13 protein-coding genes, 1 tRNA gene and 1 other annotated feature are annotated in these 13,483 nt (G+C 50.7%); of the genes, 6 read left to right on the plus strand and 8 right to left on the minus strand.

The genetic code is table 11. The features are described from left to right. Window positions 1–55: 55 nt before the first annotated feature. Together ACMGGX_RS02200 and ACMGGX_RS02205 are read left to right on the plus strand one after the other, a co-directional pair. Window positions 56–131: transfer RNA gene (locus tag ACMGGX_RS02200), tRNA-Asn, on the plus strand. 53 nt (window positions 132–184) lie between these two features. Beyond that, a complete protein-coding gene (locus tag ACMGGX_RS02205; protein WP_045142990.1) occupies window positions 185–520 on the plus strand; it encodes a gamma-glutamylcyclotransferase family protein in 336 nt (111 codons plus the stop codon). Between the two features lie 46 nt (window positions 521–566). On the opposite strand, the gene ACMGGX_RS02210 is transcribed toward ACMGGX_RS02205, so the two are convergent. The 4 genes from ACMGGX_RS02210 to dacD all read right to left on the minus strand — a co-directional run bounded on the left by ACMGGX_RS02210 (window position 567) and on the right by dacD (window position 3,971). After that, window positions 567–902 (minus strand): DUF496 family protein, encoded by a 336-nt coding sequence (locus tag ACMGGX_RS02210; protein WP_008499467.1) that lies wholly within the window; start codon window positions 900–902, stop codon window positions 567–569. Between the two features lie 158 nt (window positions 903–1,060). Beyond that, window positions 1,061–2,119: an FUSC family protein gene (locus ACMGGX_RS02215; protein ID WP_023312358.1), complete on the minus strand. Its 1,059-nt coding sequence runs from the start codon at window positions 2,117–2,119 to the stop codon at window positions 1,061–1,063. Between the two features lie 92 nt (window positions 2,120–2,211). After that, window positions 2,212–2,685, minus strand: coding sequence for a DNA gyrase inhibitor SbmC (gene sbmC, locus ACMGGX_RS02220; RefSeq protein WP_348561441.1), 474 nt, complete (start codon window positions 2,683–2,685; stop codon window positions 2,212–2,214). A gap of 119 nt (window positions 2,686–2,804) precedes the next feature. Next, a complete protein-coding gene (gene dacD, locus ACMGGX_RS02225; protein ID WP_032658759.1) occupies window positions 2,805–3,971 on the minus strand; it encodes a serine-type D-Ala-D-Ala carboxypeptidase DacD in 1,167 nt (388 codons plus the stop codon). A 198-nt stretch (window positions 3,972–4,169) separates the two neighbouring features. Between dacD and sbcB the strand changes: the two genes are divergently transcribed. After that, the gene (gene sbcB / locus ACMGGX_RS02230) at window positions 4,170–5,606 is read left to right on the plus strand and encodes an exodeoxyribonuclease I (RefSeq protein WP_420298742.1); all 1,437 of its coding nucleotides are present in this window, start codon (window positions 4,170–4,172) and stop codon (window positions 5,604–5,606) included. A gap of 162 nt (window positions 5,607–5,768) precedes the next feature. Further along, window positions 5,769–8,006: a sulfatase-like hydrolase/transferase gene (locus ACMGGX_RS02235; protein ID WP_420297984.1), complete on the plus strand. Its 2,238-nt coding sequence runs from the start codon at window positions 5,769–5,771 to the stop codon at window positions 8,004–8,006. A 781-nt stretch (window positions 8,007–8,787) separates the two neighbouring features. On the opposite strand, the gene plaP is transcribed toward ACMGGX_RS02235, so the two are convergent. From plaP to ACMGGX_RS02255, 4 genes are all read right to left on the minus strand, one after another. Next, window positions 8,788–10,146 carry a putrescine/proton symporter PlaP gene (plaP, locus tag ACMGGX_RS02240; protein ID WP_023312362.1) on the minus strand — a complete coding sequence of 453 codons (1,359 nt, stop codon included), beginning with the start codon at window positions 10,144–10,146 and terminating at the stop codon, window positions 8,788–8,790. Next, window positions 10,136–10,198: a membrane protein YoeI gene (yoeI, locus tag ACMGGX_RS02245; RefSeq protein ID WP_103791507.1), complete on the minus strand. Its 63-nt coding sequence runs from the start codon at window positions 10,196–10,198 to the stop codon at window positions 10,136–10,138. The genes plaP and yoeI overlap by 11 nt, the downstream gene beginning before the upstream one ends. A 219-nt stretch (window positions 10,199–10,417) precedes the next feature. Then, window positions 10,418–11,347, minus strand: coding sequence for a LysR substrate-binding domain-containing protein (locus ACMGGX_RS02250; protein WP_420297985.1), 930 nt, complete (start codon window positions 11,345–11,347; stop codon window positions 10,418–10,420). 41 nt (window positions 11,348–11,388) lie between these two features. Beyond that, window positions 11,389–12,213, minus strand: a complete 825-nt coding sequence (locus ACMGGX_RS02255; RefSeq protein ID WP_023312364.1) for an SDR family oxidoreductase — start codon at window positions 12,211–12,213, stop codon at window positions 11,389–11,391. 175 nt (window positions 12,214–12,388) lie between these two features. On the opposite strand from ACMGGX_RS02255, the gene hisL reads away from it, so the two are divergent. Together hisL and hisG are read left to right on the plus strand one after the other, a co-directional pair. Next, window positions 12,389–12,439 (plus strand): his operon leader peptide, encoded by a 51-nt coding sequence (gene hisL, locus ACMGGX_RS02260; protein WP_001364200.1) that lies wholly within the window; start codon window positions 12,389–12,391, stop codon window positions 12,437–12,439. Then, window positions 12,415–12,538: a sequence feature (His leader region), on the plus strand. It overlaps the preceding gene by 25 nt. 45 nt (window positions 12,539–12,583) lie before the next feature. After that, entirely contained in the window at window positions 12,584–13,483 is a 900-nt protein-coding gene (hisG, locus tag ACMGGX_RS02265; RefSeq protein WP_028018500.1) for an ATP phosphoribosyltransferase, read from the plus strand.

A 13,483-nucleotide genomic window follows, 5' to 3' on the forward strand; every position in this document is an offset into this window, starting at 1 on the left:
TAAGATCAGGTTTGACAAAACTTTTTTCGCCGCTAAGATAAGCCTCCACAACGATTCCTCTGTAGTTCAGTCGGTAGAACGGCGGACTGTTAATCCGTATGTCACTGGTTCGAGTCCAGTCAGAGGAGCCAAATTTAAAAAGCCTGCTTTTAAAGCAGGCTTTTTGCTTTGCGGATGAGGGAAAATGAACGCTCTGTTTGTCTACGGCACGCTGCGCCCGGGCCACGCTAATGCGCATATTCTTGAAGACATCGGCGGCGAATGGCTGGCCGGTTCCGTATCCGGCACGTTTTACGAACGCGGCTGGGGCGCCGCGGCGGACTTCCCGGGAATTGTGCTCCACCCTGACGGCCCCCGCGTCGAAGGCTATCTGTTTATCTCGGATAACCTTGCCGCACACTGGCAAATGCTGGACGAATTTGAAGACGGCTACGATCGCGTTGAGGTCACGGTGACCACCCTTGAAGGCAAGCAGGTTCAGGCCTGGATTTATCAGCTACAGCCGCGTTCTGAATCATAAAAAAAGCTCTCTGTCACCAGAGAGCCTTTTTCACTATTCGCTGCGATTACTCGCTTTTTGCTTCGCCGTTTTTGATTTCGCCCATCACTTTCAGCTTTTTAGAGATGTCGCGACGCTCTTTGGACAGCTCAGCATTTTTGATGATGTAGTCATCAACGCGGTCTTCATAGTCGCTCTTCATGCTGGCGATGATGCCCTGAATAGCTTCAACGCTCATACCTGGCTTGATGTAGTCGCTCAGGTTGTCGAGCAGCAGAACACGTTTCTGGTTGTCACGGATCTTCTTCTCAACGTCCTGGATTTCACGCTGCAGCTTGTTTTTGCGGCGGAACAGGCGGACGAATTCCAGAACATCCTGGAACGAAGGCTTGGTAGTTTCCATTTTTACACCCCTGATAATGTGAGATTCGGATTCGTTAAGGCAACCGTTGTAACAATAACCTTACTGACAGCGGCTGCGAATGACAATGAGTATATCGTTTAAAGCTATCATAACCCCAATTGCTGCTGAATCGAAGCAGCAGGCGTCACATAAGCCTTTTATTTGCGCAGCGCCCGGCAAATAAGGTGCGATAACAGCTCAAGCTGCCGCGCCAGTTCCATGCTCAGCCAGACGTAGCCATGAATAGGCGTTTCCGCCACGTTATCGCTTTGGCGTTCATTGATTAACTGCTTCAGCTCCGCAACGATCTCATTCAGCCGCTCGCTGTTGGCCAGTATCGGCTGCGGGTTCCCTTCATAGAGCGCATGGGCAATGGTCAACAGCGTTTGCTGCGTCATCTGCTGGGTCTCTTTGAGAGTCTGCGCGTTAAGCATCAACAGATGGCTGGGACGCGAGGCCCAGTGCGCGTTGATCTGCAGTTCAAGCATGCAAACCAGATTGCGGCTTACCGTCTGGATGGCTTCGAAAATCGATTTCTGAATATGGGTTTCTTTGCTGGCGGGCGTGATCAGGCCGCGCATTTTGACCACGTCGTTGAGGATTGTTTGCAGATGCTTTTCCAGCCGGGGACGTTCGACCAGATTCGGGGAAAAACCGGCCTGATAGACGCGGTTAAAGGCGGTGACGTAGTTCGCCATCTGAATACGCCAGTGCAGAAAAGCCCGCTGCGGCCAGATACCGGTGAAGAGCATGGCCAGCAGTGACCCCAGGATGACATCCCCGCTTCGCCACAGCGCGGTGGTCATATCCCCGGCGGGCGCACCGACAACCACCGCGAGAGTAATCCCAATCAGCAAGGCCTGATATGGTCTTTTGCCCAACGCCAGCCAGCCGCACAGGAACATGGCGGCACCGCACCATGCCAGCATCACCGGAAATGAGATAAGCTCCAGCTTAAGGGCGATAAGCCCAAGGGCCGAGCCTAAAACCGTCCCGCCAATTCGCTCGAAGGCGCGCGGAACAACGTTCCCCCAGAACGAGATGGGCCCCATCACCACCACCAGGGTGATCAGCGGCCACGTCCCTTCCGGAACGTCCAGCAAACGGACCAGTACAAACGTCAATACGAACGCCAGCGCGATGCGACATCCGTGCACCACGCGGTAATGTTTGTACAAGCGAATTTCAAAAGGGGTTAATGATTTGTCGGGACGCACACCCGCTCTCCAGCTACACGGCAAATCACAATTGTACTGTGTTTTCAGCCGGGCGGATCGCTCCCGGCAGAAAAACCCTTCATTTAGCAGGCTTAAGCCGTTTTATGCTCTACCGCGATATACATTTCGATATCCCAGTAGCCGTCTGCATTGCCGTCATTGAGATAGCGCTCGAAGCAGGGTTTGAGCGCCATCTGGTATTTATTGTCCTGCAGCAGGGAATTAAAGAACTGATACCACGGCGTGGCGAAGTCGTAGTTTTCCACGCGCGCCGTCGCCACGGCATAATCCCCGGCCGCGATTTCCGTCATCATGACGCCCTCGCTGTTTTCCGGAATAATGAAATCGTCCGGCACCGTAACGGCCGTATCGCAGCGCAGTTTTTCTGCCGGGACCTCATCGGGGTTATCGTAGTAGACCGCAACCCACTCCAGCGGCTCAATGTGGCGCCCGTCCACCCACATCACCAGCTGTTCAAAGCCCTGTTTAACCGTTTGTTCCCACGGTCCGACCAAATGAAAACCGGCAATCTTACGTTTCTGTTGCTGCTTGATGCTGTAGTCCATGCTGCCTCCATTTATTACTGTATATACATACACTATAAAGCGGATTCTGAGGGTTCAGCAAACGAGAAGTGTTTATTATGTGAGCAGACTCGCAACCCTGCCAGTCTGCTCATCAACCGCTAGAGCGTGTGATGCAGATAATCGCTCATGCGAGAGAACAGTCCGCCTTTATCAACGGCTTCCAGCGTCACCAGCGGCCAGTGCGCCACCACCTTGTCACGGTCATAGAGCTGGATCTCCCCGACCCGCTGATGCGCAGCAATCGGCGCTTCCAGCTCTTTTTTATCCAGCACGTATTTGGCCTTGATGTTCGGCACTTCCGCTTTCGGCAGGGCCAGCCAGAAGTCCTGGTCGGTGCCCAGTTTCACCTGCTCCTTATCGCCGTACCAGATACGCTCTGTCCCCACTTTTTTACCGCTATGCAGGATTTGCACCGTATCGAAGTTCTGCTGACCCCAGTGCAGCAGTTTCCGGGCCTGGTCCTCACGTCCTTTCGGGCTGTCCGCCCCCATCACCACCGCGATTAAACGGCGCTGCCCGTCAACGGCGGACGCAATCAGGTTAAAGCCCGCTCCCGAGGTGTGTCCCGTTTTAAGCCCGTCCACGTTCATGGTTTTATCCCACAGCAGGCCGTTACGGTTTTGCTGGGTGATCCCGTTCCAGGTCAGGCTCTTTTCGCTGTACATATGGTAAAACTCAGGCTCGCCGTGAATGATGGCGCGGGAAAGTACGGCCAGGTCATAGGCCGAGCTGTGCTGGCCCGGCGCGTCCAGCCCGTGGACGGTTTCAAAGTGCGTATCGCGCAGGTTCAGCTTCTGCACGTAGTCGTTCATCATCTTCACAAACTGCGGCTGGCCGCCCGCCACGTGATCGGCCAGCGCCACGCAGGCGTCGTTGCCGGAATCGACGATCAGACCGCGGCTTAAATCACGCACGGAGACGCGATCGCCCTCTTTCAGGAACATCAGCGACGAGCCGTCAAAAACCGGGTTGCCTTTTGCCCACGCGTCACGCCCGACGGTGACAATGTCGTCCGGCGTAATGCGATGGCTATCAATGGCCCGATCAACCACATACCCCGTCATCAGCTTGGTCAGGCTCGCCGGATTACGTTGTTGATGTTCATTGCCCGCCGTTAAGATCTGACCAGTCGTGTAGTCCATCAGCACCCAGGAGCCAGCCTGAATGGCCGGAGGCTGCGGCGAAAAATCCAGTGGTTCGGCCGCAAAAGCAGATGAGACACTCGAAGCGAGTAAAGAAACAGCAATAAACAGACGGCGTTTCAACGGTATATCCTCAGGTCATTAAAAATCGATGACCTTTTTACGGGAGTTCTGATGTCGTTACCTGGCTTAATTGCAAAAAAATGTGACAGAACGCAGATTTTTCTCTGAAGCTGGCGCGCAAATTTGCGACGCGGCGGTGCTTTTTATTCGGTCTGACCCGCACGATCGTTTACCATAGTGACGTCATTTTTTAACAGGATGGTATTACTGGTGTCTGACTCTGCCGCTCGCCCGACTTTTTTGTTCCACGATTACGAAACCTTTGGCACGCACCCGGCGCTGGACCGACCGGCGCAGTTTGCCGCCATCCGTACCGACGACGAATTCAACATCATTGGCGAGCCCGAGGTCTTTTACTGCAAGCCTGCGGATGACTATCTGCCGCAGCCCGGCGCGGTCATGGTCACCGGGATCACCCCTCAGGAAGCGCGGGAAAAAGGCGTTAACGAGGCAGAATTCGCCCGACGCATCCACGATCTGTTTACCGTCCCCAATACCTGCGTGGTCGGTTACAACAACATCCGCTTCGATGACGAAGTGACGCGCAACATCTTTTATCGCAACTTCTACGATCCCTATGCCTGGAGCTGGCAGAACCGCAATTCACGCTGGGATTTGCTCGACATCATGCGCGCCTGTTATGCCCTGCGTCCAGAGGGCATTAACTGGCCTGAAAATGAGGAAGGGCTGACGAGCTTCCGGCTGGAACACCTGACGTGCGCCAACGGCATCGAGCACAGCAATGCCCACGACGCGATGGCGGACGTCTATGCCACCATTGCCATGGCGAAGCTGGTGAAAAGCGCGCAGCCCCGGCTGTTTGAGTATCTACTGAGCCACCGCAGCAAGCAGAAGCTCATGACCCTTATCGACGTACCGCAGATGAAACCCCTGGTGCATATCTCCGGCATGTTTGGCGCCTGGCGCGGCAATACCAGCTGGGTCGCCCCGCTGGCGTGGCATCCGGACAACCGTAATGCGGTCATCATGGTGGATTTAGCTGGCGATATTTCGCCGCTGCTTGAGTTCGACAGCGATACCCTGCGCGAACGGCTTTATACCCCGAAAAATGAACTCGGCGATCTGCCTGCGGTGCCGGTCAAACTGGTGCATATCAATAAATGTCCGGTACTGGCGCAGGCGAACACGCTGCGCCCGGAAGATGCGGACAGACTGGGCATTAACCGTCAGCACTGCCTCGATAACCTGAAAGTGCTGCGCGAAAACCCGCAGGTGCGCGAGAAAGTGGTTGCTATCTTTGCCGAGGCGGAGCCGTTCGTGCCGTCTGAAAACGTGGATGCCCAACTCTACAACGGCTTCTTCAGCGACGCCGACCGTGCGGCGATGAATATCGTTCTGCAAACCGAGCCGCGTAACTTACCGGCGCTGGATATTACTTTCGCTGATAAACGCATCGAAAAGCTGATGTTTAACTACCGCGCGCGTAACTTCCCCGGCACGCTGGACGAGGCAGAGCAGGATCGCTGGCTGCAGCATCGTCGCAATGTCTTTACTCAGGAGTTTCTTAACAGCTATGCCCAGGAGCTGGAAATGCTTTATAGCCAGTATGAAGGGAATGCTGAGAAACAGGCGCTGTTGAAAGCCCTGTATCAGTATGCACAAGAGATTGTTTAAGCCCGAATGACATGGCCTCACGTTCATATAAGTGGGGTATCAGAGAGTATTTATGACATTTTTATGGCAGAAAAATGTCATAAGACATTCATTGCCCCAAAAAATCATGATAAAATCGCAACTTACATGATAACAGATTAACTTACTTTTAAAGCCTCTAAAATGATTTACTTACAACTCTTTGCACTACTTGTATTTGCTATTTCATCTCACAGATGGATCTTTTTAAAATCAATTACCACTAGCATTATTTTCGTACTGTTTGCTTTTTGGTATATTTCAAACATGTTTACTGGCTATGGTGTCACCGACGCCGTTTATTACCAGTTATTTAATACAGCACAAGGCACATCACTTGATGATATTTACAGCAAGTTACAAGTCGGATTGATATTTATTATTATCATTTTGGCAACACTTGCATGTAGCGTATATTTAAAATACAAAAAAAAGGACTTACTCCCCCTAAAAAAAACAACATTCATTTGGTCTCTCATTTTAATCAGTATAATTCCATCACAGTTTATTTCGAACATTTACAACTCAACCAAAGACACCTTCTTTAATGATGGTAATGCCGCCGCAGTAAAAAAAGAATATAAAAAAGCAACTGCGCAATTAGATAAAAAATATAATTACGTTTTTATTTATGCCGAAAGTCTTGAAAACACATTCCAGAGCCTGGATGGAACAAATTACACGCCAGGCCTGAGCGCGCTTGCAAATAAATACATGCAGTTTACCAACATACGTCAACCACCAATCCGGGGCATAGGATGGACCATGGCGGGATTAGTAAATACTCAATGCGGTATTCCACTTATCATGGAACAAGGTAATTCTGGAGCGAGCTTCGTCAACTTCCTGGGTAAGGCTGACTGTGTAGCTTCATGGTTTGGAACTCAAGGCTATCAGACCGAATTTATTCGTGGTAGTCAGAAAGAATTCGCTGGGGGGGATAAATTCCTCGAGCAACATGGTTGGCAATCGCAGCACGATAAAAATTATTTCGCGGAAAACCTTCTTGCCACACCTGATGATGTCAGTGGATGGGGAATTCATGATGACTTATTGCTTAAGCATGCATGGGATGAATTTTCACGTATGTCCCAGCAGAAGCAACCGTTCCTGCTATCGCTCCTGACAGTAAATACGCACTCCCCGGAAGGGACATTTTTGAAAGCCTGTGAGAATCATGTACCTAAGAATGAGCAGTATCCTATGCTTGCCTCAGTGGCTTGTTCAGATTATCTGCTGACTGATTTTATAAATCGAATAACGAATAGTCCCTGGTTCGAGAATACTATCGTCGTACTGGTATCAGATCATCTAATGATGGCAAATAGTGCCTCTCCTCTCCTCGATAAGGTGAGCCAGGAGAGAAGAAACCGTTTCGTTATTATCAAAAAAGACTTGAAACCTACTGTTAATAATACTGAAGGCACTTTACTCGATGTCTGGCCAACTGTCCTCGATTTATCTGGCGCAGCGGTGAAAGAGTTAGGGTTTGGAAGCAGCTTACTCGACAGTAAAAAGGGCAAATTGATAAAAAATTACGAACTTGGTCGGACTAAAGATTTCTTTGCCTATGCGTCGCAACTTTGGAACTACCCATCATTAAATGATGGAATTAAACAAACTAACAATGGGATAGCTATAGGTTCAGAGGAATATAGTTTACCTGTATATTCTGCTATTGAAGCTAATGGGCAATTGAAAGCATTATGGTTTGAAGCTTTTGCCATGAATGCCCAAAAGGTCATCCAAAAAGATAATGATTTATTCTATGCTAATCTTTGCAGAAATATGAACATCAATGAAGATGGTATTTGTTCTTATATTATATCCAGAAACTCGATAAAACAGGTTCGTGTTAACAGCACAGGAGTAGCATCAGAAAAAATCATTAACAAAAAACCGATCTTGTATCAAAGTGATATTTTAGGACTTTCTTCAGCCACCTATACTGCTACAAGTGGAGCTATGATAAATGACCGGGGTGTAAATTTAGGATATGGTTTTAACCTCATAAAACTGGGCTCAACTCATGAAGGTATTTCGTCTGATATTGACACAGTGGTGAATTATTCAACCTGTGTTTCAACCACCATTCCCGAAGATGAAATTACTGAATTTTTACAACAGCAGAGGGGGCCAGTCATTTTCGCATCCAATGACTCCGCAGTATGCGCTGACACTGCGCCAGTTGAAAAACTTGCTGACATTCTTCATACTCCTGAACTTTCAACATTGAAATTCAGGCAACAAGTCATTGGTATCTACAAATCAGGGCATAGCGAAATAATGAAAGGAATTCCAGATCTTCCCTTTGATATGTTCATTGATACAAAGAATTATAAATTAATTACTCTTTGTGAAGCATTTATGGATTGCCACTAGACAAGCACGTTACACTCTAGCATTTATTGAACAGTGGGGTCTTTTATAAGGGCCTCACTATTTCATCTTAATTTCTGCTTCCACTCTTTCCTCAGTAGCAAATTCACATTATTGAATTACAAAAGCTCAGCTCTCTTTCCACCTCCCCGCTATTTACTGAATAAAGCCTAATAAAAGTAGGATAAAATAACCTCCGACTATATCGCAGGTTATAGAAATGTGGTTAGTAAGGACTTATTACCGGTTGTGCCATAGCAGGCGCATAAAATCAGATATTTGTCATCTTTTTTGTTACTAACGGTCCGTGAACGGGTTAATAAGATATGATAGTGATAACTGATTTCACACTTTATCCTTTTTAAAAGGATATTTTAATTATTTCTGTATATTCGCCGTATTTTTACCTACCGCATTCACATCGTAACGGAATCAGAACCACCTGTTTCTGTATTTGTAATTCAGGTCACCAAACTCCTCATACAGCAATTCACATAGATTTCTCAAGATCCCGCCAATTGTCCGGAGCAAAAATATGTTATATCTAGAGTTCTGTCGGATGTACGCTAAGTTCTTTTCGCCTCATATTGAAGCCCCCTTTTGATTTCTGGTTTGACTCTTGCAGTTGCCGGACTACAAATAGTTAACAAATCAAAAAGAGTTTTAATAACCGACTCTAAGCTGATAGCCTTACTGACCCGCTAGCCTGGCTAGGGTTTCAAATGACGTAAAAATGCCAGTCAGTGACTGGCATTAAGGATAATTACTGCATGTGGCAAAGTGATTACGCGACGTCTTCGTACTGTGGAACCGGGTTACGGAAGCTCTTCGTGACGCAGGCCAGGTAAATCAGGCCGATACCCGCCCAAATCAGGCCAAGCACCATAGAGCTCTCTTCCAGGTTAACCCACAGCGCGCCCACGGTCAGGGCACCGCACATCGGCAGGAACAGATACTGGAAGTGGTCTTTCAGCGTCTTGTTACGCTTTTCACGGATCCAGAACTGAGAGATAACCGACAGGTTCACAAAGGTGAACGCCACCAGCGCACCGAAGTTAATCAGCGCCGTTGCCATCACCAGGTCAAAGTTAATCGCCAGCAGCGCAATGGCACCGACCAGGATGATGTTCATCGCCGGGGTACGCCAGGTTGGATGAACGTAGCCGAAGAAGCTTTTCGGAAATACGCCATCGCGACCCATCACGTACATCAGACGCGCAACGCCTGCATGCGCGGCCATACCGGACGCCAGTACGGTAATGGTGGAGAAGATCAGCGCGCCAACCTGGAACGCTTTACCCGCCACATAGAGCATGATTTCCGGCTGAGACGCATCCGGATCCTTGAAGCGGGAGATATCCGGGAAGTACAGCTGCAGGAAATAGGTCGAGAAAATAAAGATCAGACCACCAATCAGCGCCGTCAGGAAGATTGCACGAGGGATCACGCGCTCTGCGTCTTTCGTTTCTTCAGACAGGTTGCTGATGCCGTCAAATCCGGTAAAGGAGAAGCACAGAATGGTTGCCCCGGTAATCATCGGGATCACATGGGCATCACCAGACCAGAACGGCTTGCTGCTCGCCAGAGTGCCGGCACCTTCACCGTGGAACACACCGTAAATCACCATGCCAAGAATAACGGCAATCAGGACAACCTGAAGGACGACGATCACGGAGTTAAAGTTGGCAACGGACTTAATGCTGCGCAGGTTAAAGGCAGTCATAAAGGCCACCAGCGCCACGACGAACATCCAGGATGGAATCGACGGCACCAGCGCTTCAAAATAAATTTTTGCCAGCAGAATGTTGATCATCGGCGCGAACAGATAGTCGAGCAGCGAAGACCAGCCCACCATAAAGCCAACTGTCGGGCTGATGGATTTCTGGGCATAGGTGTAGGCAGAACCAGCAGACGGATAGCGGCGCACCAGTTTACCGTAGCTCAGCGCGGTAAAGAGGATCGCAATCAGCGCGAAGCCATAAGCCGTCGGCACATGACCGTCTGTGAGGCCCGATACGATACCGAATGTATCGAACAGCGTCATCGGTTGCATATAGGCAAGGCCCATCATAACAACCGGAATCAACGTAAGCGTTTTACGTAATTCCACGCGAGAGGTGTTTGGAGTTGCGTTATGCGACATAGTTATTCTCCTTTACGGTGATAACCGCCACGTAAGCGAAAAAGTGCCCCATTTCTTTCTTCCTCAGCGACAACAACTGTCGGATTTTAGTAAATATCTATCCGGTACGAAGCCCGGCCTCTTGGTTTTTAGTTTCGTTTCGTACATGCAAAAAAAAATAACCGACGCCTTTTATATCGTCGATTATTCATTTGGTTGCAGCGGCCGCATTTTGCCCCACAACGGATACAAAAGGCAATACTTTGCAACGCCCGGTCCGTTTTTCTTTTTGCTAACTGGCTGATTTCTGGACGCCGGGCTGAGAGTAAACGGCGGCGATAGCACTATTTGCTAAAATCTCGTCTCGCCACCAGGCGCTTGCAAGCCCGGCAGTTTGTTCATTCCAGCCTACCCATACCGATTCATTACTGCTTTGAGCAAGTACCTGTTTTTCAACAAGCGCGCCGCTGTCAATAAACCGCTGCGCCAGATAGCGCGGTAAATAGCCGCAGCCCAGGCCGCTTATTTGCAGTTCCAGCTTGGTTTTATAGTCGAAAACGGTAATGGCCTCCTGCTCATCAAGCAGCTGCGAGGAGACCGAGCATTCCGGACGAGAGCTGTCCCCGACCACGATGGCGCGGTAGCCTTTAATCACGCGACGGTTAAGCGGCTCGGGTTCCTGAGCCAGCGGGTGATGAGGCGCTACGGCAAATACCTGATCGAGCACGCCCAGCCGGGCAAAACCAAAATCACTCAGCTGGGGAGGCTCATGGAGCGCACCGACGAAAATGTCCGCCCTGCCCTGCGTTAAGGCATCCCAGGAGCCACCCAGCACGCCGTTGATAAAGATAAGCCGGGTCACGCTGTGGTGTTGATAGAAGGCTTCAATCAGCGGCGTCAGGAGAGAAAACGGAAAGGTATCATCCACGCCAATAACCAGCTCGTTTTCCCATCCCTGATGGAGTTTTACGGCCTGTTTTTCGAGTTCACGAACGGTATGGAGGACTTCACGGCCTTTTTCCAGCAGCATCTGTCCGGTACGGGTGAAACGTGCGCGGTGTCCGGAGCGATCGAGGATCTGGATATTGAGATCGCTTTCCAGTTTTTGAACGGTATAGCTCAGCGCAGATGGGGTTTTGTAGAGCTTTGCTGACGCAGCGGCAAAGCTCCCCTCTTTTTCCAGAGCATCCAGAATAATAAGAACATCCAGCAGCGGTTTCATGCTCGCCCCCTTCTGGTGCGCGATCGTCTCCGCTGCGGGTCTTATTCCATGGGCATCACCAGCGGATCGGGATACTGATACTCAAACCCCAGCTCATGACAAATGCGATTGCCATCAACAATTTTGCCTTTACTGTCATCCTTTGCCTCACCGAAAACCGGTGCCGCCAGGCCCAGCTGACGTGCCATCAGCGGGTAAAACGTGCTGCGCGCCGGATGAGAAGGTGCACATATATTATAGATGTGTCCACCTTTCGGAGCCTGTAAGAGTAGCTCAATCGCGCCTACAACATCGTCAAGATGCACAAGATTGACGACATGCTGGCCGTCTGGCGCAGACTTACCGGCAAAAAAGCGTCCCGGATGGCGGCCAGGGCCCACCAGCCCCGCCAGACGTACAATATCGACCTGCGTGCCGGGAAGATTATGCAGCCAGTCTTCCAGCTCTTTCAGAACCTGACCGCTCGCCGTAACGGGACGGCGCTCTGAACTCTCTTTAACAACGCCCTCAACCTCGCCATAGACCGACGTCGAGCTGGTAAAAATGATGCGCGGAACATGGTGCGCCAGCGCGCTGTCGACGATCTCCTGCATCGCCTGCAGATAAAACGACTCGCCCGGGCCACTGCGCCGCGCGGGGAGCGTGATCACCAGCGCATCGACGTTCATCAGCGTGTCCAGATCGTCAGCATCACACACCAGCTCCGGTTCAAGGCGCAGCTCAACGCCGTCAATACCGCACATGCGCGCTGCCTCTACCCCATCCGCCGTGGTTTTGCTCCCGGTCACCTGCCAGCCTTTCGCGGCTAATGACATCGCCAGCGGCATTCCCAGCCATCCTAAACCGACAATCGCGACCTTTTTCATGCGAATTCTCCTGACTCTTACTCGTCTTTTATAAGGCTACGCCAGCCCGGCAGAACACACAATTCATAGCATCAATATGAAATGAATTAATGATCAAAAAAAGCCCTTGCAATATGTCGTACAACTGGTTTAGGTTAAAAGACATCAAATGAATAAGCATTCATCGAGAATTTATATGACACGCGTTCAATTTAAACACCACCATCATCACCATCATCCTGACTAGTCTTTCAGGCGATGTGTGCTGGAAGACGTTTGGATCTTCCAGTGGTGCATGAACGCATGAAAAAGCCCCCGGAAGATCTTCTTCCGGGGGCTTTTTTTTGGACCGAATTCAGACAGGTTAAAACAGGTTAACGAGGAATAAAGAATGTTAGATAACTCACGCTTACGCATAGCTATTCAAAAATCAGGCCGTTTGAGCGACGATTCACGCGAACTGCTGGCCCGCTGCGGGATTAAAATTAACCTGCACACCCAGCGCCTGATTGCTCTGGCTGAAAACATGCCCATCGACATTCTGCGCGTGCGTGATGACGATATTCCCGGCCTGGTCATGGATGGCGTCGTTGACCTCGGCATCATCGGGGAAAACGTGCTGGAAGAAGAGCTGCTGACCCGCCGCGCGCAGGGCGAAGATCCGCGTTATTTCACCCTGCGTCGTCTGGACTTCGGCGGCTGCCGCCTGTCGCTGGCTACGCCGGTTGACGAAGCGTGGGACGGCCCGGCCGCGCTGAACGGCAAACGTATTGCCACCTCTTACCCTCACCTGTTAAAGCGTTATCTCGACCAGAAAGGCGTGCAGTTTAAATCCTGCCTGCTGAACGGCTCCGTTGAAGTGGCGCCGCGTGCGGGTCTGGCGGACGCCATCTGTGACCTCGTCTCTACCGGCGCGACGCTGGAAGCCAACGGTCTGCGCGAAGTGGAAGTGATCTACCGCTCTAAAGCGTGCCTGATTCAGCGCGACGGCGACATGGCCGATGCCAAGCAACAGCTGATCGACAAGCTGCTGACCCGCATTCAGGGCGTGATTCAGGCGCGTGAGTCCAAATACATCATGATGCACGCCCCAACCGAGCGTCTGGATGAAGTGATTGCCCTGCTGCCGGGCGCTGAGCGTCCAACCATCCTGCCGCTGGCGGGCGATCAGCAGCGCGTGGCGATGCACATGGTGAGCAGCGAAACCCTGTTCTGGGAAACCATGGAAAAACTGAAGGCGCTGGGCGCAAGCTCCATCCTGGTGCTGCCTATTGAGAAGATGATGGAGTAA

Origin of the sequence: Enterobacter sp. BNK-29, assembly GCF_048684785.1 — a bacterium.
Lineage (GTDB): Bacteria > Pseudomonadota > Gammaproteobacteria > Enterobacterales > Enterobacteriaceae > Enterobacter > Enterobacter cloacae_M.

Excerpts from the sequence above, each read along its gene's own strand:
- ACMGGX_RS02250 (WP_420297985.1), bottom strand. The coding sequence starts at position 11,347 with ATGAAACCGCTGCTGGATGTTCTTATTATTCTGGATGCTCTGGAAAAA.
- sbmC (WP_348561441.1), bottom strand. The coding sequence starts at position 2,685 with ATGGACTACAGCATCAAGCAGCAACAGAAACGTAAGATTGCCGGTTTT.
- ACMGGX_RS02210 (WP_008499467.1), bottom strand. The coding sequence starts at position 902 with ATGGAAACTACCAAGCCTTCGTTCCAGGATGTTCTGGAATTCGTCCGC.
- ACMGGX_RS02255 (WP_023312364.1), bottom strand. The coding sequence starts at position 12,213 with ATGAAAAAGGTCGCGATTGTCGGTTTAGGATGGCTGGGAATGCCGCTG.
- ACMGGX_RS02205 (WP_045142990.1), top strand. The coding sequence starts at position 185 with ATGAACGCTCTGTTTGTCTACGGCACGCTGCGCCCGGGCCACGCTAAT.
- sbcB (WP_420298742.1), top strand. The coding sequence starts at position 4,170 with ATGGTATTACTGGTGTCTGACTCTGCCGCTCGCCCGACTTTTTTGTTC.
- plaP (WP_023312362.1), bottom strand. The coding sequence starts at position 10,146 with ATGTCGCATAACGCAACTCCAAACACCTCTCGCGTGGAATTACGTAAA.
- hisG (WP_028018500.1), top strand. The coding sequence starts at position 12,584 with ATGTTAGATAACTCACGCTTACGCATAGCTATTCAAAAATCAGGCCGT.
- ACMGGX_RS02235 (WP_420297984.1), top strand. The coding sequence starts at position 5,769 with ATGATTTACTTACAACTCTTTGCACTACTTGTATTTGCTATTTCATCT.